Source organism: Celeribacter sp. ULVN23_4, from assembly GCF_054788345.1.
In genome coordinates this window covers 24,188-43,480 of sequence record NZ_JBTVYO010000011.1, presented here as the reverse complement: position 1 = coordinate 43,480, position 19,293 = coordinate 24,188, and the positions used below count along the sequence as shown (strand labels likewise).

Here is a 19,293-nt window from a genome sequence, read left to right as displayed (position 1 = left end):
GATGACCCAGATTACATCTCAAACTGATACTGGTTCGCCCTCCGACACCATCCTTGAACTCACAGGGCTGAGCAAAAGCTTTGTCTCTACGCCGGGTATCGGCGGCCACATCGCCAATCTGTTCGGCGCAGGCATCAAACGTCAGGAAGTCCAGGCCGTGGCCGGCGTGAACCTAAAAGTTCAAACCGGAGAAATCGTTGGCATCGTCGGAGAGTCCGGCTGTGGAAAATCGACGGTCGCACGTATGCTCGCCGGAATTTCGACGCCGACCGGCGGGGAAATCACCTATCGCGGCAAAGCGCGCTCAAAAATGACCAAAGAGGAGCGCGATGATTTCGCGCTCTCCATCCAGATGATTTTCCAAGACCCCTACGCCTCGCTCAACCCGCGGATGCGGGTGCGAGACATCATCGGCGAAGCGGCGGTCGTGCATGGCTATGTCACCCGTTCCGAGATGGACGCTTATGTTGAAGATCTGATGAACCGTGTCGGCCTTGCTCCCGACATGGCAGATCGGTTCCCGCATCAGTTCTCAGGCGGCCAGCGACAACGCATTGGCATTGCCCGCGCACTCGCTCTGAAACCCGACGTGTTGATTTGTGACGAAAGCGTTGCCGCGCTTGATGTGTCGATTCAGGCGCAGGTTTTGAACCTCTTCATGGACCTGCGCGACAGCCTGGGCCTCACTTACCTCTTTATCAGTCACAACCTCGGCGTCGTGGAACATATCTCGGACCGGGTCGTCATCATGTACCTCGGACGCGTCGTCGAAAGTGCGCCGACCGAAGAACTCTATGCCAACCCGCACCACCCCTACACACGCCTGCTGATGGAGCATCTGCCGACGCTGAGCGTCGAACGGCGTGATCACCGACCGATTGCGGGCGACCTGCCTTCACCACTCGATCCTCCGCCCGGCTGCCCGTTTCATCCACGCTGCCCATCCGCGACCGATCTGTGTCGCACCCAGCGACCGGAGCTTCGTCAGATCGGAGCAGATCACATTTCGGCATGCCATCTCGTCGCGGCGCAAGCTTAATCCCCGCCACCGCTAGACACCGGCAACATTTACAATATATATCAACGACTTAAACAGGACAAACCAATGAAAAACGACGACCTCCCACTCGAGCAGGTCCTGACGGCAATTGACGCCCGCGCGCCCGCATTCACCGCACTCGCAGATCGCATCTTCGACATGCCCGAACTGCGCTTTGAAGAAGTGAAATCCGTCGCAGAACAAATCGCCGCAATGGAAGCGGAGGGCTTCACCATCACCAGAAACGTGGGCGGCTTGCCCACAGCATTTATGGCCGAGTCTGGAGATGAAGGCCCCTGCATTGCGTTTCTCGGCGAATTCGATGCACTCGCAAGCCTGTCGCAAGACCCCGGCGTCTTGGAACAACGCAGCGACACCCCCGGCGCTCCGGGGCATGGCTGTGGCCATAACCTTTTGGGCTCCGCCTCTGCCCTCGCCGCAGTCGGTCTGCGCGATGCTCTGCGCGAGGCCGGCATCAAGGCCCGTGTGCGCTATTATGGCTGCCCCGCCGAAGAAGGTGGATCCGGCAAGACCTACATGGTGCGCGCAGGCGCCTTCGAAGATGTCGATGCTGCCTTCACATGGCACCCTTGCGTTTTCAACTTCGTGCAATCCGCTGTGACGCTGGGCAACATTCAGGCCTATTTCAAATTCACTGGACGCCCCTCTCATGCAGCCATGTCACCGCAGGTCGGACGCTCGGCTCTTGATGCGCTTGAACTGATGAACATCGGCATTAACTTCATGCGCGAACACATGCCGGACGACGCCCGCGTCCATTATTCTATCATTGACGCCGGGGGCATCTCTCCGAATGTCGTACAGGGGTCCGCAGAAGGCCTTTACTTGATCCGGTCCCCGCGCTCGAACGATGTCAAAAGCCTCTATGAGCGGGTCAAACGCATTGCCGAAGGCGCGGCGCTGATGACCGACACGACCTTTGAGATCACCCTTGATCGTGTCACCGCCGAAATGATGCCGAACCGCACCCTCGAAGAAACGATGCAACGCAAGTTCGATGAAATCGGTGCTCCGGCCTTCGACAACGAAGATTTCGCCTTTGGCGATGCGCTTCAGAAGGCCGCGCTGACGCAAGACGATATCGATGCCTGCGCTGTGGCCTACGGCGGACCGGATGACTACCCGAAATCCTTCCATGATGCCGTTCTTCCGATCGCGGACAAACCCGGTGTCCTGATGGGATCGACCGATGTGGCCGATGTCTCTTGGGTCGTGCCCACGGCACAATGCCTGACCGCCACCCATGCCATCGGCACGCCGTTCCATGCCTGGCAAACCGTCACACAGGGCAAATTGCCCTCCGCCCACAAGGCCATGGTCACGGCGTCTAAGGTGATGGCAGCCACCGCGCTCGAAGCTGTCCAAGACCCTGATTTGTTGGCTCGTGCGAAAGCAGAACTGACAAAGCGCCTGAATGGCCGGGACTACTTTTCGGAGTCGAACCTCAATCGCGACCTTACGCCCCCGACCTCATCGCTTCGTCGATGACACGGACACTTGTCCCCCATAGGTTCCGCCTCACATCGGGGGACAGGACACGATTTGGCAGGATGCCCCCGGCAAGGGGCATCCTGTGATCTTTCTGCTTGGACTCGGTTGGGTGCTGCCAGACGAATTCTAACTCGTCTCTACATGAACAGGCTCGCTGCCCCTTATTCCGCACTAAGACCGCGCTACTCGACAAGAGCTATGGTCCGGTCCTGTTTGAAATGATCTCGATTGTAGAACAGCAAGCTCCTGATTGAAAAATTGCAAACGAAAGAATGAACGACGACCAATTTCTGCAGGCATCGCCTTTGCCTGAAACACAGCCTCGCACGTTCATGTCGTCGTCAATATAGTCGAAAGTCGGCTTTGGCAGGGGCCGCTGAGCGGGCCTCACATCCCGGATTATTCGTCAGCCGCGCCAGCGCCCAGACGTCGGGATATGTCGCTGCCAAGCGCGATGAGGCGATCCCGGCACTCTTCCTCCGTCACAATTGAGGTTCCCGACAAACGACGGATAAATGGGATGGTGATTGCGCCCACAACTTTTCCCGTAAAGTCAAATATAGGGGCGGAAATGTTGACCACACCTTCAATGGTCAGAGACGGGGACTGACAATATCCAGCGCTTCGAACATGTGGCAGGTCCGAAAGGAAAGACTCATACCTGTCAACCGGATCCTGTCCGGCCTGACCGAGCAACGCCTTCAGTTCGGGTTCCTCCATCCAAGCACACAGAACTCTCCCCGATGCCGTGTAGAAAATCGGGATATTCGCGCCCAGCCTCACTGACGTGATATTATTGTCGGGACAATCGACCTGTGCGATGACAAGCACTCGCCCTGAATGGAGAATTCCAAGATGTAGCGACTGGTTGATTTCATTTGCCAAACGTTGCATCGCCTCGCCTGCAATCGAGGTAAGACGCCGGACCGGAGGATGGCGATGAGCAATCTCGAACATTTTTGTCGTGAGATGATACCGATCATCGCCTTCGCGTTGCTCAATGTAGTTCCTTTGGGACAGCACCATCAGCATCCGAAAAATTTCCGACGTGCTCCGACCAAGCTGCGTGGCAATTTCCACCTGAGACAGGCCGTCAGCCTCTGACGCCAAAAGCTCCAATATATCCAGTCCCTTAGACAGCGCAGGTGCGCGGTATTTTTCTGCGTCCTGTTGCCCCTCAAGCTTTTCAACCATGTCTCATCTCTCACGCATTGACAGGTACTCTTCCTGCATTTTCCAGTCTGTCGAATATATGCGGGCGCATATCAATGTTGCAACTGAGCCATCACACCTCAGGCTATAAATCAAATATAAAATAGTCTTTTATTTGTAAAATATCTACTGTATGTTGTTCTCGGGAGGATGAATTCATGTTGAAAACCCGAAGACTGCGAGGAATGACGTGGTCCGATCCGCGCGGGTACGATCCCTTGATCGCGGCCAGCGCGGCCTTTCAGGAGCGCCATCCTGACGTGGAAATCCACTGGGACAAACGCTCGCTGCAAGGGTTCGAAAGCACGCCGGTCGATGAACTTGCGCATGAATACGACCTGATGATCATCGACCACCCACATGTCGGCGCCGTAGTCGCGGAAGACTGTCTCTTGCCTCTTGAGAGCATCGCCTCTCCTGACGTCTTGGAACAACTGGCTTCCGAGACTGTAGGCAAGAGTTTTCAGAGCTATTTTTACGGGGGTCATCAGTGGGCCTTGCCCGTAGATGCAGCGACTCAGGTGCAGGCGATCCGTCCCGATTTGTTGCATGCACCGGTTGACACATTCGACGCTGTGCTCGGCTTTGCCCGAAACGGCAAAGTCATCTGGCCCTTGCGCCCACCCCACATCCTGATGACCTTCTATTCCCTTATGGCGAATTCTGGTGTGCCATTCCCCGTCGCGCGGAGAACAGAAATCGACCAAGCCGCTGCTATGAAAACGCTGGAGAAGATGCAGGCGCTGGTCGATCTGGTCGATCCGGCCTGCCACGACATGGACCCTATCGCCGCACTGGATGCATTCTCCGAAGGGAACCGGTTCGCGCTATGTCCCTTCGCCTATCTCTATGCGCCCTACGCAAGTGAAGGCTATCGCGACCACCGCATCACCTTCCACGACATGCCCGCCGTCGGCGCCTCCGGTCCGCTCGGTTCGGCACTTGGCGGAACAGGGCTTGCCGTGTCAGCCAAGACAGAACACCCCGAATTGTGCGTCGAATTCTGCACATGGGTCGCCTCCGCGGAGATCCAACGCGGGCTCTATTGCGCCAACAACGGCCAACCGGGAAACGCGCTTGCATGGGGTGACGAAACCGTCAACGCCCGCGTCAATGGTGCTTATGCCGACACACGGATGAGCCACGAAGCCGCATGGCTGCGCCCGCGCCACGACGGATATATGGCTTTCCAGGAAGACGGTTCCCACATTCTGCAGGATGCGCTCACAGGGCGCGCGACACATGCGGCGGCGCTGGCTGCACTCCAGACCCGCTTTGACGAGAGCTTTTCAAAATGACTGATCTGAATCTTCCGCTGAAAGGGCTGAAAGTCCTCGATTTTTCGCAATTTCTCGCAGGACCTTACTGTGCGCTCAAACTCGCGGATCTCGGGGCCGACGTGGTCAAGGTCGAACGCGCGGGGCTAGGAGATCTCTCCCGCTATCTCTACCTCACGGATACGAAAATAGCGGGCGAGAGCACGATCTTCCACGCGATCAACCGCAACAAACGCTCCATTGCCGTTGACCTGAAATCCGACGAGGACAAGGCACGTCTCTCGCAACTCGTGAAAGAGGCGGATGTGATCCTACAGAACTTTCGCCCCGGCGTGATGGAACGTCTGGGCTACGGCTACGAGGCCGTCAAGGAGATCAACCCGACTGTCGTCTATGGCACCGTGACGGGCTATGGCTCTGACGGACCGTGGGTCGATCTGCCGGGGCAGGATTTGCTCGCGCAGGCCCGTTCCGGCGTCATGTGGCTGTCGGGCGGCTCTGAACATGGCCCCGTCGCGATGGGTTTGCCCGTGGCTGACGTGCTCGCAGGCGCGGCGCTGACCCACGGCGTTCTTGCCCTGCTCTATCGCCGCGCGATGCAGGGCATCGGCGGTCAGGTCGAAACCTCGCTCATCGAAGTGCTTGCCGATCTGCAATTCGAGTTGCTGACGACGTGGTTTAACGACGGGCATCGCACGCCGACCCGCTCCGCCAACAACCCCGCCCATGCCTATCTCGCCGCCCCCTATGGTATCTACGAGACCCAGGACGGGCATGTGGCAATCGCAATGGGTAAGCTCGAACTGTTGGCCGGGATCACGGGGCTGGCCCCCGAGACCGCCGCATTGGATGCCTTCGAAAAACGCGACGAGATCAAAGCCGAACTGGCCACGCGTCTCAAGACAGCCGCGACAGAACACTGGATGGAAAAATTCGTCGAAGCCGACATCTGGGCCGCACCGGTGATGGACTGGGACGGCATGATGAACAGCGGCGTACTCGACACACTCGACATGGTTCAGGAAATCTCACGTGGCGAAGTGGCGATGCAGACGACCAAACTTCCGCTACGTATCGACGGGACGCGTCCGACCTCCTCGCGCGCAGCACCCGATCTGGGCGATGCCAACGCATTGTTGGAGGACGGCTGGTAAGCCCTCCTCCTCTCAGGAACGCAAAAGGCGGCCCCGTCGGGAGCCGCCTTTTTTATGTCTCGCATAAGGTGCGAAATGGCACTCGCCTCAAACGTCGTCGACACAGACCTGACGCTGAGTACCCAGACCATCAATGCCCAGCTCAACCACGTCACCCGCCTTCAGATAGCGCGGTGGGGTCATGCCAAGCCCCACACCCGGAGGCGTGCCGGTCGAAATGATGTCGCCGGGATGGAGCGTGAAGAACTGGGACAGGTAAGAAACCAGATAGGGTACACGGTAGACCATTGTCGCGGTGGAACCGTCCTGAACCCGCTCGCCGTTTACATCGAGCCACATGCCGAGATTGTCGAAATCTCCCACTTCGTCGGGAGTGACCAGCCACGGACCGGTCGGGCCGAAATTGTCGGAGGATTTGCCTTTAGACCACTGGCCTGCCCGCTCAATCTGGTAGGCGCGTTCGGAGACATCGTTGATCAGGCAGAAGCCCGCGACGTGATCCATTGCATCCGCCTCGGAAACATACTTGGCCTTCTTGCCAATCACGAAGCCCAGTTCGACCTCCCAGTCGGTCTTCTCGGACCCGCGCGGGATGATGATCGGGTCGTTCGGCCCGCAAATCGCGGAGGTGTATTTAGCGAAGATCACCGGCTCCGGCGGCACTTCCATACCGCTTTCTGCGGCATGGTCTGCATAGTTGAGCCCGATACAGATGAACTTGCCCACCTGCCCGACACAGGCCCCATAACGCGGTGCGCCCTCGACCAGCGGCAGGCTTTCGGGATCTATGGATTTAAAATCATCCAACCGCGTCAGCATCTCTCCGGCCACATCGGCCACATGGGCGGACAGGTCGCGCAGGTTGCCGTCGGCGTCAATCAGCGCAGGTTTTTCTGAACCGGCCTCTCCATAACGTGCGAATTTCATGTCGATTTCCTTTCAATACTTCCCGATCAGGCGGTCCATCCGCCATCGATGACGTGGACGACCCCAGTGGTGAATGCGCTTTCATCCGCCGCAAGATATGTCACCAGCGCCGCGATTTCTTCGGGCCTGCCGATCCGCCCCATGGGCTGGCGTGCGATAAAGGCTTTCAGTGCCCCTTCGTAGTCGCCGGTGGCGCGGAGCCGCTCGTGCAAACTTGGGCTATCGACCGTACCCGGCGCGATAGCGTTGCAGCGAATGCCTTGGGTCACATAGTCATTGGCGATGGCCTTGGTCATCCCTGCCACAGCCGCCTTGGACGCGGAGTAGACAAGACGATTGACCGGCCCCGTGACCGGCCCCGCGACCGAGGACATGTTGATGATGGATCCCTTGCCCTTTTCCAGCATGCCCGGCAGCACGGCACGGATCAGCCGGAACTGGGCTTTGACATTCAGATCAAAGGCAAAGTCCCACTCCTCTTCCGTGGCCTCCATGATCGTGCCGTTGTGGACGATGCCTGCGCAGTTGAACAGCACATCGATCGGGCCGGTTTCCTCAATCAGCGCGGTGATCGCAGTTCCATCCAGAACATTAAGCTTTTTCGCCTCGATCCCGTCGATCGCAGCGAGTTCCGCCAGCGCGGCATCATTGATATCGGTTGCGATGACACGCGCCCCCTCGGCGGCCATACGCTCGGCAGACGCCCGTCCGATCCCCTGCCCTGCAGCCGTGACAAGGCATAGTTTTCCATCAAGTCTTTGCATTTTTCCTCCTCATGCCGCAGGCAGGCACGATGGCCCGATCGGCTCGAATGTCTTATAGGTCAGAATAAACTCCCGATGCCCCATGGCCTCGGATTTGGTTTGCGTGCCCGCCGCGACCGACAGCACAAGATCGTGAATCTCGCGGCCCACCGCATCAATGCTGCGCTTTCCCTCGATGATGTCGCCCGCGTTCACATCCATATCTCCTTCAAGCGCACGGTAAGTGTCTGGATTGGCACAAATTTTGATCACGGGCGAAATGGCGGACCCGACGACGGAGCCGCGCCCTGTCACGAACAGAGTCATATGCGCTCCGCTCGCGATCATCTCGACGATCTCGGCATTGTCGGAAATGTTTGGGAACCCAAAGCGTACGTCACCGTCCGGCACGACATCCATCAGGTAGAGCCCGCCTTTTGGAGGCACATCACCCGGCTTGATCAGGCCGGAAATCTGGCTCTCACCGGATTTCACATAGGCGCCGAGGCTCTTTTCCTCGATGGTCGACAGACCTCCCGCGGCATTGCCTGCCGCAAAGGAACCATAGCCCAGTGTTGCATAGTAGCGCTCGGCTTTCTGGACCGAAGCGCGCAATTCCGCCCCAAGTTCCGGAGTGATAGCGCGTGCTACCATGATATCTTCGCACCCGATCAACTCACCAGTTTCTTCGAAGATACAAGCGGCCCCTTCTCCAACGAGAGTATCAAAGGCCCGCCCCGCTGCTGGATTGCCCGAAATGCCGGACGTCCCATCGGAGCCGCCACAGATCGTCCCAATGACCAACTCATCGATCCCCATAGGAACCCGATCGAGGGCCTTGATTTCATCCAGAGCCGCGCGCACCCAAGCACGCCCGGCCTCCATGGTCGACGCTGTGCCTCCGGCTTTCTGAATCACAAGGGTTTTCACTGGCCGACCGGTCTCCGAGACCGCATTGGAGACCCGCACCTTGTCGAAGCTTTCGCAACCTAGCGAGACAAACAGTACCGCTCCCACATTTGGGTGGGTGCAGAGCCGCTCCATCATCGTGGCGGCATATTCATTGGGGAAACATCCTGGAAAACCGATCAGCTCCACGTCTTCCCCCTCAAAGCCCGCGACAATTTTCGAGGCTACGAAATGCGCACATTCGACAAGGTAGGCGACCAGAACCGTGTTGCGGATGCCTTTGCGCCCGTCCGCACGAAGATAACCTGTGAGTTCGACCGTCATTGCATCCCTCCTGTACTCAACCCATCCGCATCCTGAAGCGCATGTGTGGGCGTATAGGCCGAGCGGATGTTATGGATATGGACATGAGCGCCGGCCGGAATGGCTTCGGTCGCGATGCCGATCGGCATGCCATATTTGAGGATTTTCTCGCCGGCTACGATGTCACGCCGCGCGATCTTATGCGCGCGAGGAACAGACGCGGCGAGGCGAATGGTGCTGCCACCGTCCAGTGCCACCTCGGCCCCTTCGGGCACGAGGTTGCGCGCGACGAGCACGTTGTCGTCGGCATGCAGCAAAAGGAACGGCCCGCTCACGGCTTCATCTCCACCATGTAGATATGATCCGCGACCAGTGCGGTCTCGCCGCTCTGCTTCGTCACGGTCAGGCGCTCGGTTACGCGCCCATAGCCGGGGCGCTTCTCCATCACTTCCAGACCGATGATCTCGACCCGGGACTTGATCGTGTCGCCGATGAACACCGGCTTGATGAAGCGCAGACGGTCGTAGCCATAGGAAAAGGCCACTGGGTTGATGATCGTCGCGGTCAGACCGACCCCGATGGTGAACACCATCGTGCCATGAGCGATGCGTTGTCCGAACGGCAGAGTCTTACAGAATTCCTCATCCAGATGATGCGGAAAGAAATCACCGGAATGTCCGGCATGGACAACGAAATCGGTCTCGGTGATCGTGCGTCCGACTGTGTCGCGCCCCTCGCCAATCTCGAAATCCTCGTAATATTTGATTTGTTCAAGCATCGGGTGCCTCCTTGATCGGGTGCATGGGTTTGGCAGAGCTCTCATAGGCCGCCTCAACCAATGCCATGGTGTGCCATGCGTCTTCGGCGGAGCCTTCAAGCCTGTCATCCAGCCCTGCGGCAAAGCGTTGGACCTGTGCGAAACGGCCGTGAAACGCCGCGAGGAACCAATTGCCGATCAGCGGCACCTGCCGCCATTCGCCGTCGGTGTTGAGCCAGAGTTCATCCGGCTCGCCCTTGGGGTAGTCGAGATTGACGCCGAGTTTCATATATGCGGCGCCTTTGGTGCCACAGATGCGGAACTCACAGGCCTGGAACTTGCGCCCGAACGCGTGGTTGTGATTGATCGACAAATTGCATCGTATCTGTTCGCCGTAATCGAGCATCATCGCCGTACGCGTGTTCGACACGGTTGAAGACGGGTGCCCCATCGTGCGCGCATGAATGCCCTTCGGATTGCCCAAAAGATCACGGGTGAAATCAAGATAGTGGATCGAGTGCAGCAGGATTTCGACTCGCGGCAAATCTGCCAGAAACGCCCAGAGATGCCATGGCGTATCGAGTGCGAGCCAGGCGTCGAAATCTACGACATCCCCGAGAAAGCCCTTTTGCACTGCATCTTTTAAAGCCAGTGACATGGGGGCAAAGCGCAACTGAAAATTGACAGCCGCTTTGATTTTCTTACGGCGAAGGACAGAAATGATGCGATCCGCCTCCCCGAGGTTCGAGCCAAGCGGCTTTTGAATGATCGCTATCGCATGGTCAGGCAGGGTCTCTAAAACGTCTGCAATCGCGGCGGGCGGAACGGCCAGATCGTAAATCACGCCGTTCTGAGCGCTTGCCTGAGTGGCACTTTCAAGCGCCCGCGTTCCCCATGCCTCGGCAACCGCCGCCGCCTTTTCGCGATCCGGATCGAAAATCCCAAGCACGGGAACACCAAGGTCACGATAGGCTGGCAGGTGGGCATCCGTGACGATGGAGCCCGCGCCAATGATCACGACCGGAACGGGCGTCTCCGGCATCTCCACCGATTGGCTCAGATCAGCAACCTCAAGAGCCGTTCCTACAAGATCAGTCATGGTGAAACACCTCTTCCATTTCCGCCCACCATTCGCCATCGGCGCGGATCGAAAGCGGCTCCTGCAACGGCATACAGACAGCCCACCAGCGTTGGGTTTCCGGATCGGCCGCCATTTTGGCCATATCAGCCTCGAAATCCTCGCCCACATATTCAAAATAGGCGAAGAGCAGGTTCTCTGGTTCCCGTAGGAAAATCGAATAGTTGCGAATGTTGCAGGCGGTGATCTTTTCGAGAACGCCGGGCCAGACCTCGGCGTGAAGATGTTTGTACTCGGCAATCGCCTTTGGTCCGATCCCGATGATTTGTCCGTGACGGGTCATGCGGCTTCCCCTTCGATCTCAAAAGCACTTCCTTCGACGCTGAGCGCGGAAAGTTTGTCTTCATCCCAACTGATCCCCAACCCCGGCGCGGTCGGAGCAACGGCCAATCCGCCCTCACGCCCCATCGGTGCCGCGATATCTTCGAGCTGAGGGATATATTCGAGCCAAGGCGCATTCGGCACGGCACAGACAAGGCTAACATGCAGCTCCATCAGAAAGTGTGGGCAGATCACCAGATTATGCGCTTCGGCCATATGGGCGACCTTGAGCCATGGGGTGATCCCACCGACCCGAGCCACATCGGCCTGAACAATACCGCAGGCCTCTGCTGCGATATAGTCTGCGAACTGTCCGGGGCTATATAGGCTTTCGCCCACTGCCACCGGCACACAGGATTGTGCCTGAAGGCGCCTATGTCCGGCAATGTCGTCAGTCGGCAGAGGCTCCTCGAACCACGCGACATTCAGTCTTTCCAACATTGGAATACGGCGCAGCGCCTCGGCCGCTGTCATCGACTGGTTCGCATCGGTCATCAGTTCGTAACTGTCACCCAGCGCTTCACGCACGGCTTCAAGTCGCGCGGCATCCCCGGCCACGCTCGGCGTGCCGATTTTGACCTTCGATCCTTTGAACCCTTGGGATTGCGCATCCAAGGCATCCTCGACCAACGCTTCTGGCGGCAAGTGCAACCATCCGCCCTCGGTCGTGTACATCTGGACCGAAGATTTCGCTCCGCCTGCCAGAACATGAAGTGGCAGGCCCGACTTTAGCCCGCGCATATCCCAAAGTGCCGTATCAATTGCCGCCAGAGCCAATGACATGATTGGCCCCACAGCCGTCGCATGTGAACAGAACAGCAAATCGCGCCATATGGCTTCTATCCGGTCGCCGTCCTGTCCCATCAAGCGCGGCAACAGGGTCCGTTGCAACAGCATCAGAACTGATGGACCGCCATCGCCAATGGTGTAGGAATAGCCGCGCCCGGTTGCCCCGTCTGCGTCATGAAGCACGACGAAAATCGTCTCTTGCGATTTAAAGGATTGGATGGCATCGGTGCGTGTGACCTTGGGTACAAGGTCCACCATAAAGGCCTCCGCGCGCGTGATCCGGCCCATCGTTCAGACTTTCAGGGCCAGACCGGTGTCAGCGTCGAACAGATGACATTTGTCCAGCATAACCTGGAACGTCATCTGCTCGCCCGGTGACACGGGGCGTGGGTTGAGCATTTTGGCCTGCACTTCCTCACCAGCCAGTTCCGCAAACAAAAGCGTCTCAGTGCCCAAAGGTTCGGTGAGGTTCACGCCCAATTCGATCTGCGCCATATGTTCAGTTGGCGGAAGCGCATGTCCCACAGGCATAATGTTGTCAGCACGCACGCCAAAGATGACGGATTGGCCTTCACGGGCCGCATAGGCAGGTGGAATTGCGACCGTCGTTCCGTCGAGCAGTACGACCTGCCCGCCTTTGATCTCGCCTTTCAAGAGATTCATCGGCGGCGATCCGATAAAGGTCGCGACAAAAGTATTCACGGGGTTTTCAAAGACATCCAAAGGCGTGCCGACTTGTTCGATGTGACCATCCTTCATGATCACGATCCGATCAGCGAGCGTCATCGCCTCGATTTGGTCATGGGTCACGTAAACGATGGTCGATTTCACCTTCTGGTGCAGTTTCTTGATCTCGACCCGCATCTGCGTACGCAGTTTGGCATCGAGGTTCGACAGCGGTTCATCAAAGAGAAAAACTTCGGGGTGACGCACGATCGCGCGCCCCATCGCCACTCGTTGACGTTGTCCGCCAGAAAGCGCGCCGGGTTTGCGGTCGAGCATTGGGGTCAGCGACAGAATACCTGCGGCATGATCCACCGCCGCATCGATTTCCGCTTGCGGACGCTTTGCGATCTTTAACGAAAACCCGAGGTTTTCGCGCACGGTCATATGCGGGTAGAGCGCGTAGTTCTGAAACACCATCGAGATGTTGCGATCCCGAGGCGGCAAATCGTTGACCACGCGATCCCCAATTGCGATGTCGCCCCCCGAAATATCCTCCAAGCCTGCGATCATCCGAAGTGTCGTCGATTTCCCGCACCCGGAAGGGCCAACAAGGACCACGAACTCGTTGTCTTCAATATCAAGATTGATGGCATGAACGACTTCAAGTGCGCCGTATTTCTTAACCACGTTGCGAAGGTGAACCTGAGCCATGTTCTTATCCTTTCACGCCGCCAAAGGTGAGGCCGGCAATGAGGTGTTTTTGCACGAGGAAGGTGAGAATAAGCGCAGGAATGATCATCAAGACCGCCAGCGCACACATCCCGCCCCAATTGAGCGTAAATTCTGAGGTGAAGTCCAAAAGCCCGACGGGCATGGTTTTCGAGGTCGTCGACCGCGTGAGTTGCGATGCCAAAGCGTATTCGTTCCAGGCCGTAAGGAAAGCAAAGATGCCTGCCGAGGCGATCCCCGATTTCGCGACGGGGAATTCGACTTTCCAGAAGGCCTGCCAGCGGGTGCAGCCGTCGATCTCAGCCGCTTCGGCCAGCTCCGGCGGCACTTGCCGAAAGAACCCGTCGATCAACCAGATCGTGAAAGGCACGTTCAATGCCACATAGGCTAGGATCATCCCGATATGCGTGTCGATGATGCCAACCCGTGCGAAGAGGATGAAAAGCGGGAGCGAGAGCGCCACACCCGGTACGGCACGCGTGACCATCAGCCCAACAAAGATCGCCCCTTTGAATTTGAAGCGGTACCGCGCGAAGGCATAGCCGCCTGCCATACCGATCAAGAGCGCAATGACTGTCGACGTGACCGAAATGACCAACGAATTGCGGAAATAGGTCAGAACCGGCACGCCCCCCTCGCCCGCCCCGCCGAACATCGCGCGGTAGTGATCGAGGTTCAGTTCATTGGGGATCCAGACCGGCGGTTTCGCCATGATTTCCACGGTCGGACGGAAGGAGTTGAGCACAATCCAGAAGCCCGGCACGCAGAGCACCAACATGGCAATGAACAGGCCCGTGAAATGCAGAACCTTCAGCGTGCGACGGCGGTTACGATGTGTGAGATTGCTCGCCATGGTTTACACCCCCATCCCGAGTTCGGCCCGAGCCTTGGTCAGTTTCTTGAAGAAGTAGACGGTGAAGAAGATCGCGAGAAAGATGGAGATATAGCCCATCGCATTCGCGTAGCCCATGCGGGCATCGACGTAGCCGGTCCGTCCGATCAGCGTCCACAAGAGCTCCGTGCGCCTTGCAGGACCGCCATTGGTCATGATCTGCACGATGTCATAGGCACGCGCCACATCGAGCGACCGGATCGCCATTGCGATGTAGATGAACGGCATCAGGAACGGCAACGTGACATATCTGAAAGACTGCCAGGCGGTGCACCCATCAACCTTCGCAGCCTCCAGTGGGTCGCGCGGGATCGCGTAGAGACCGGCGAGAATGAGAATCGCGAAGACAGAGGTCGAGGTCCATATCTCGGCAAAGATGATCGAGAACATCGCAAGTCGGCCATCGACCAGCCACGGAATTGCAACATCGGTGATCCCGAGAGATTGCAGAGCGTTGTTCACCAGACCGACGTTGTCGTTGAAGATGAACTTGAACTGGAAGCCGACGAGAATGGGCGAAAACATCATCGGGAACATCATCATCGTGCGCAAAGCCCGCTGACCGCGCGTGACCTTCGACACCATCAATGCCAATCCCAATCCGAAGAGCATCTCAAGGTTCAGAGCCAAGGTAAGCAACAACACGGTCCGCCCGAATGCGGCCCAGAACTTCGTGTCGGTCACGGCCTTTTCGTAGTTGAACAGTCCAACCCAGTTGAAAAGGCTGTCAGGCCGCGTCAACCGGTAGGAGGTGAAGCTCGAATAGAGCGACAACAATAGCGGGATCAGCACGACGGCCGAAAGGATAATGATGGCGGGCATCAAAAGTGCCAACCAGGGAGGGAGCTTCATGCGCTTCATCGGAATGTTCCGTGACTTGGGCACAGGGCGCGGACGCGTGTTCGCGGCCCATGCATTTCGGTCATGTCAGTCGGGGGGGGGGGGCTTGGAGCGGCAGGCCGAAGCACACCGCCCCAAGGTGGACATGTCTTAGTATACGCCTTCTTCGCGCATCAGGTCATCGACCTCGTCGGAGGCGTCCGAGAGGGCTTCTTCGACGGTCTTGTCGCCGAGGATGGCAGCCTGCAGTTCCGGATAGATAAGGTTGGTGGCCTCAATCCAGAGCGGTGTCGGCGGCACGGCAAAGGCGGTCGCAGCGGTTTCCTTGAACGCGGCCAGCACTTCGGAGCGGTAGGGATCGTCCTTCGCCTGTTCGGAAATGTAGTCCCAAACCGCCGTGCGCGAGGGCAACGGCCCGGCGGCGCTCTCAAGCTTCTGACTGTCTTCGTTGGTGAGGAAGGCCACAAGAGAAGCTGCTGCCTCTTTGTTGGCACAATCTTCGGTCACGGAGAAACCGTGGAAGCCGGACCAACCGGTGCGGACACCCGCAGAGCCTTTCGGGGCGGGCGCGACCCCCACGTTGCCAGCCAGTTTCGAGGCTGCTGGGTCGTTGAAGAAGCCCGCCCAGCCCGGCCAGTCCAGATTGAGCGCGACGGTGCCGGAGGCAAAGCCGTTGCCGAGATCATCCCAGAGATAGTTGGTGGTGCCCGGAGGAACGGCGCCCGCGTCATAAAGGTCCACGAACCACTGGAGCGCACGCTTGCCCGCATCGGAATTGAAGATCGGATGGAACTCCTCATCAAAGAGATTGCCGCCCTCGGCAACGATCATTTCGTAGAAACGACCAACGATGGCTTCGTCCTTGCCCGCATATTGTGTGCCGTAGAAGTTCGGCGGATCTGCAAAGAAGATGGCCTGATCCTTCACCTGTTCCCAAGTCTCCGGAACAGCCAGCGGATACCCGTATTCTGCCTCGAACGCGGCGGCTTTGTCGGCATCTTCATAGAGGTCTTTCTGGTAATAAAGCGCGGAGACATCGAATTGCGCACGCGGCAGCATGACGAGTTTGCCACCAATCGTCGCGGCGGAGATGTTCGCCGGAACAAAGCCCGCGATAGTATCTGCGTCGATCAGCGCGCTCAGATCGGTATAGAGCGATGGGTACTGCGAAGCAAAGGACGAGTGGTTGGAACCGACACACCAGTCTGTTGTCCCCGCGGCGATATCGGACTTGAATTCCTTGTCGAGTTCAAAGTGGTTTTTCTTCGAAATGATGTTCACTTTGGCGCCGGTTGCAGCCTCCCATTCGGGAATGCGCGCATATAGCGCCTCGTATTGCTGCCCCCCGATCAACTTCGCTTCGAGGGTCACCCCGTCGAACTCCGCAGCAAAGGCGGCTGAAACTGCCGTGATGGCAAATGCGGCGCATGACACGCCTCGTGCTATCGTTTTCATACTTTCCTCCCTGTGTGCGGCTTTTTGAACAAGTCCGCTCCCACTTCCGCGACCCTCCACAGTCAAAATATGAATTTCATATTCGGAAGCTTGTTTTATAGGTAAACTTAACTATTCTCATGTGTCAAGCTGAACTCGGAAAAGATTTCCGATCCTTCAGATAGTTTGTCAGACTTTAGACAGTGTGGCGAACCCGCCAGAAAGTACGACCACACGCTTGGAGGAGCCCACCATGTTTATCGACACCCATCTGCATCTCGTGAACAAGAACCGCATAAAGTATCCGTGGCTCATGGAGGCTCCGGCTTTGGATAAGGACTGGAGCTATGAAGACTATGAGTTGACCGCAAAACGGATCGGTATCTCAGGCACACTCCATATGGAGGTCGATTGTGCCGAGGGTGACATTGAACATGAGAATGAGGTCGTTGCTGAACTGATGAAGCGTCCGAACAGCCTAATTCGGGGTGCCATTTCCTCCGCACGCCCCGAAAGCTCGGAGTTTGATGCCTTTCTCGAACGTATGGACACGACTGTGGTCAAGGGAATACGACGCGTTCTTCATGTCGTAAGCGACGATCTGCACCGCGCCCCTCTCTTTCGGAGCAACATTCGAAAGATTGGCGCGAAGGGATTGCCGTTCGACATCTGCATGCTGGAACGGCAACTTTCCGACGCGACCGATCTGGTCGATGCCTGCGACAATACTGTCTTTATACTCGATCATTGTGGCGTGCCGGATATTGCCGGAGGTGACTTTTCAAACTGGGCCAACGCGATCACGCGCCTTGCAGAACGCCCTCATGTAAACGTGAAAATATCGGGGCTGACCGCATATACTGCTCCCGACTGGACCCTTGAAACGCTTCGCCCCTACGTCGAGCATGCAATCAACGCGTTTGGTTGGGACCGTGTCGTCTGGGGATCGGACAGTCCTGTATGCACACTCAACTCTTCACTCGACCAATGGATGGCGATCACTCTGGCTCTCATCTCTGGCGCCTCAGAAAGTGAGCAGGCTGCCTTGTCCCACAAGAACGCCAAACGCATTTGGCGAATCTGAAACGTCACAAAAAAATTCACTCTAATGCAAGGTCATTGGTGGCGGACGGCAGGCAGACTAATTCGAACTCGTCTTTACATGGACAGTATAGCTGCCCCTCTCAAGCCAAGTTCCTCTGACATACCTCTCCACGAAGCCTTTGATGGATCAACCAGTTCAAATCTGCATCGGGCCCTCAAGACCAAGCTCGTTCATGAGAGACCGCAATTTGTTCAGGTCGAACATCAGCCCACTTGCAGCCTCTACATCCGCCGAGGAAAACAGTTCAAGATTTGTATGTAAGGCCGACACAAGGCTTCTCAGCTCATCACCACGAGACGTCTCAAATATCGAAATCAATCGCTCCAGAGGCACAGCCCCGACACCCGCCGGAACTATGGATCCACCTCGAGTTAGCGCATCGGGTACATCTCCGACAGCATTATCAACCGCACGTTCCCGAATAACCGACAGGATTTGATCGACAGCTTGTTTCGCACCTGCGACGCGGGTCGGGTGGTCCGTATCGGCGGCCGCATGAGGCAGAAGGCAGAGTTTGTCTCTGTGCTTCTCCAACAGCGGGAGATACGGAGCCATCGGCCCAGAAACCTCACCCGTCTCCTCTGAGACAAAAACATCCGCGTCAATGACCGCCTGTCCGATTTGACCAGACGCGAGTGCTGCACCGAGCGCCGTTGTATCGACAAGCTCGCCACGGTCGAAATTGATGAGCACGCCGCCGGGTGCCATGGCGGACAGAACCTCTGCGTCAATCAAGCCGGTGTTGGCGGGCACACCGCGGTCGGCGTCCATCGGACCGAGGCCAAGGTGGACGGAGAGGGCGTTCGCCGATGCCGATGCCTCTTCAATCGTCGCAGCGTAGGTGAAACCCTCGGCTTCGATCCAGTCCTTGTGGCGCGCACGGGCAAAGATTGCGACGTCCATGTGAAAGGCTTTGCCGAGCTTCGCGACTTCGCGGCCGATATTGCCATAGCCGATGACAGCAAGTTTCTGACCTTCGAGTTTCGAGGTCGGAAAATCGCGCAGGTGGCGACCTGTGTCGAATGTGCCCTCAGCAACGCGATCATGGAGCGTGTCGAACGGCAGGTCTGGCAGCGTAGACATGAGAGCCTTCCACACCATCTGGGCGGTCGCACGACTGTTAATCCCGGGGGTGTTCATCAAGGGGGCCACGCCGCCAAGCCCGTTTCCACCGCCCCAGCTTTCGGACCCCATGTTGCCTGTCCCAGCCCCGATGCGCACACCGCCGAGATCGAACTGGCATTCCGTCGGAATGAACGTCGCCGCCGCGATTAGGGCATCGTAGGCATTGCCTGCACAGAGAGAGATAAGCTCTTCGCGCGTCGATACGTTCGGGCAGTAATAGAACTCGACGCGTGCGGGGTCGACCGTGCCCGCAATCGTGTCCTTGGCTGAGCCCAAATGGAACGAACAGCCCTCGATCCCTTCGATATAGGCGCGCGCCTCGGATGGGTCCGGCTGGCCGTCCGCATCGAAGGCAAGTCCGATCAGGTCGGCAATGAGAACGCGAGTTGGTCGGGTCATATCAGTCATAACGATCCTAAAG

General features: G+C 57.6%; 19 protein-coding genes. 5 read left to right on the top strand and 14 right to left on the bottom strand.

Annotation, left to right across the window (positions count from 1 at the left end):
* The first annotated feature begins 1 nt into the window (after position 1).
* Complete coding sequence (locus ACYBHZ_RS17990; protein ID WP_460275687.1) at positions 2–1,039, top strand: ABC transporter ATP-binding protein; 1,038 nt, start codon at positions 2–4, stop codon at positions 1,037–1,039.
* 66 nt (positions 1,040–1,105) lie between these two features.
* Complete coding sequence (locus ACYBHZ_RS17985) at positions 1,106–2,548, top strand: M20 family metallopeptidase (protein ID WP_460275686.1); 1,443 nt, start codon at positions 1,106–1,108, stop codon at positions 2,546–2,548.
* Between the two features lie 402 nt (positions 2,549–2,950).
* On the opposite strand, the gene ACYBHZ_RS17980 is transcribed toward ACYBHZ_RS17985, so the two are convergent.
* Positions 2,951–3,745, bottom strand: a complete 795-nt coding sequence (locus tag ACYBHZ_RS17980; RefSeq protein WP_460275685.1) for an IclR family transcriptional regulator — start codon at positions 3,743–3,745, stop codon at positions 2,951–2,953.
* A gap of 203 nt (positions 3,746–3,948) precedes the next feature.
* On the opposite strand from ACYBHZ_RS17980, the gene ACYBHZ_RS17975 reads away from it, so the two are divergent.
* Both ACYBHZ_RS17975 and ACYBHZ_RS17970 read left to right on the top strand, forming a co-directional pair.
* Complete coding sequence (locus ACYBHZ_RS17975) at positions 3,949–5,061, top strand: extracellular solute-binding protein (RefSeq protein ID WP_460275684.1); 1,113 nt, start codon at positions 3,949–3,951, stop codon at positions 5,059–5,061.
* Positions 5,058–6,194 (top strand): CaiB/BaiF CoA transferase family protein, encoded by a 1,137-nt coding sequence (locus ACYBHZ_RS17970; RefSeq protein ID WP_460275683.1) that lies wholly within the window; start codon positions 5,058–5,060, stop codon positions 6,192–6,194. Before ACYBHZ_RS17975 ends, ACYBHZ_RS17970 begins: the two co-directional genes overlap by 4 nt.
* 87 nt (positions 6,195–6,281) lie before the next feature.
* On the opposite strand, the gene ACYBHZ_RS17965 is transcribed toward ACYBHZ_RS17970, so the two are convergent.
* The 12 genes from ACYBHZ_RS17965 to ACYBHZ_RS17910 form a co-directional block, all read right to left on the bottom strand.
* On the bottom strand, positions 6,282–7,121 hold the full coding sequence (locus ACYBHZ_RS17965) for a fumarylacetoacetate hydrolase family protein (RefSeq protein ID WP_460275682.1): 840 nt from the start codon (positions 7,119–7,121) through the stop codon (positions 6,282–6,284).
* A 26-nt stretch (positions 7,122–7,147) separates the two neighbouring features.
* The gene (locus ACYBHZ_RS17960) at positions 7,148–7,885 is read right to left on the bottom strand and encodes an SDR family oxidoreductase (protein ID WP_460275681.1); all 738 of its coding nucleotides are present in this window, start codon (positions 7,883–7,885) and stop codon (positions 7,148–7,150) included.
* Positions 7,886–7,894: 9 nt separating this feature from the next.
* Entirely contained in the window at positions 7,895–9,097 is a 1,203-nt protein-coding gene (locus ACYBHZ_RS17955; protein WP_460275680.1) for a UxaA family hydrolase, read from the bottom strand.
* Positions 9,094–9,411, bottom strand: coding sequence for a UxaA family hydrolase (locus tag ACYBHZ_RS17950; RefSeq protein WP_460275679.1), 318 nt, complete (start codon positions 9,409–9,411; stop codon positions 9,094–9,096). Before ACYBHZ_RS17950 ends, ACYBHZ_RS17955 begins: the two co-directional genes overlap by 4 nt.
* A complete protein-coding gene (locus ACYBHZ_RS17945; RefSeq protein WP_460275678.1) occupies positions 9,408–9,854 on the bottom strand; it encodes a MaoC family dehydratase in 447 nt (148 codons plus the stop codon). The genes ACYBHZ_RS17950 and ACYBHZ_RS17945 overlap by 4 nt, the downstream gene beginning before the upstream one ends.
* Positions 9,847–10,932 (bottom strand): Gfo/Idh/MocA family protein, encoded by a 1,086-nt coding sequence (locus tag ACYBHZ_RS17940; RefSeq protein ID WP_460275677.1) that lies wholly within the window; start codon positions 10,930–10,932, stop codon positions 9,847–9,849. Before ACYBHZ_RS17940 ends, ACYBHZ_RS17945 begins: the two co-directional genes overlap by 8 nt.
* The gene (locus ACYBHZ_RS17935) at positions 10,925–11,254 is read right to left on the bottom strand and encodes an L-rhamnose mutarotase (protein ID WP_460275676.1); all 330 of its coding nucleotides are present in this window, start codon (positions 11,252–11,254) and stop codon (positions 10,925–10,927) included. The genes ACYBHZ_RS17940 and ACYBHZ_RS17935 overlap by 8 nt, the downstream gene beginning before the upstream one ends.
* On the bottom strand, positions 11,251–12,369 hold the full coding sequence (locus tag ACYBHZ_RS17930) for a mandelate racemase/muconate lactonizing enzyme family protein (RefSeq protein ID WP_460275675.1): 1,119 nt from the start codon (positions 12,367–12,369) through the stop codon (positions 11,251–11,253). The genes ACYBHZ_RS17935 and ACYBHZ_RS17930 overlap by 4 nt, the downstream gene beginning before the upstream one ends.
* 3 nt (positions 12,370–12,372) lie before the next feature.
* Positions 12,373–13,458, bottom strand: coding sequence for an ABC transporter ATP-binding protein (locus ACYBHZ_RS17925; RefSeq protein ID WP_460275674.1), 1,086 nt, complete (start codon positions 13,456–13,458; stop codon positions 12,373–12,375).
* A 4-nt stretch (positions 13,459–13,462) separates the two neighbouring features.
* Complete coding sequence (locus tag ACYBHZ_RS17920; protein WP_460275673.1) at positions 13,463–14,329, bottom strand: carbohydrate ABC transporter permease; 867 nt, start codon at positions 14,327–14,329, stop codon at positions 13,463–13,465.
* A gap of 3 nt (positions 14,330–14,332) precedes the next feature.
* Positions 14,333–15,190, bottom strand: a complete 858-nt coding sequence (locus ACYBHZ_RS17915) for a carbohydrate ABC transporter permease (RefSeq protein ID WP_460275672.1) — start codon at positions 15,188–15,190, stop codon at positions 14,333–14,335.
* A gap of 168 nt (positions 15,191–15,358) precedes the next feature.
* Positions 15,359–16,663 (bottom strand): ABC transporter substrate-binding protein, encoded by a 1,305-nt coding sequence (locus ACYBHZ_RS17910; RefSeq protein WP_460275671.1) that lies wholly within the window; start codon positions 16,661–16,663, stop codon positions 15,359–15,361.
* A 232-nt stretch (positions 16,664–16,895) separates the two neighbouring features.
* Here ACYBHZ_RS17910 and ACYBHZ_RS17905 point away from each other — a divergent pair, with 232 nt between their 5' ends.
* Positions 16,896–17,726, top strand: coding sequence for an amidohydrolase family protein (locus ACYBHZ_RS17905; RefSeq protein ID WP_460275670.1), 831 nt, complete (start codon positions 16,896–16,898; stop codon positions 17,724–17,726).
* Positions 17,727–17,882: 156 nt separating this feature from the next.
* Here the strand turns inward: ACYBHZ_RS17905 and ACYBHZ_RS17900 are convergent, their stop codons facing one another.
* Positions 17,883–19,280, bottom strand: coding sequence for an NAD(P)-dependent oxidoreductase (locus ACYBHZ_RS17900; RefSeq protein ID WP_460275669.1), 1,398 nt, complete (start codon positions 19,278–19,280; stop codon positions 17,883–17,885).
* Positions 19,281–19,293 lie beyond the last annotated feature (13 nt).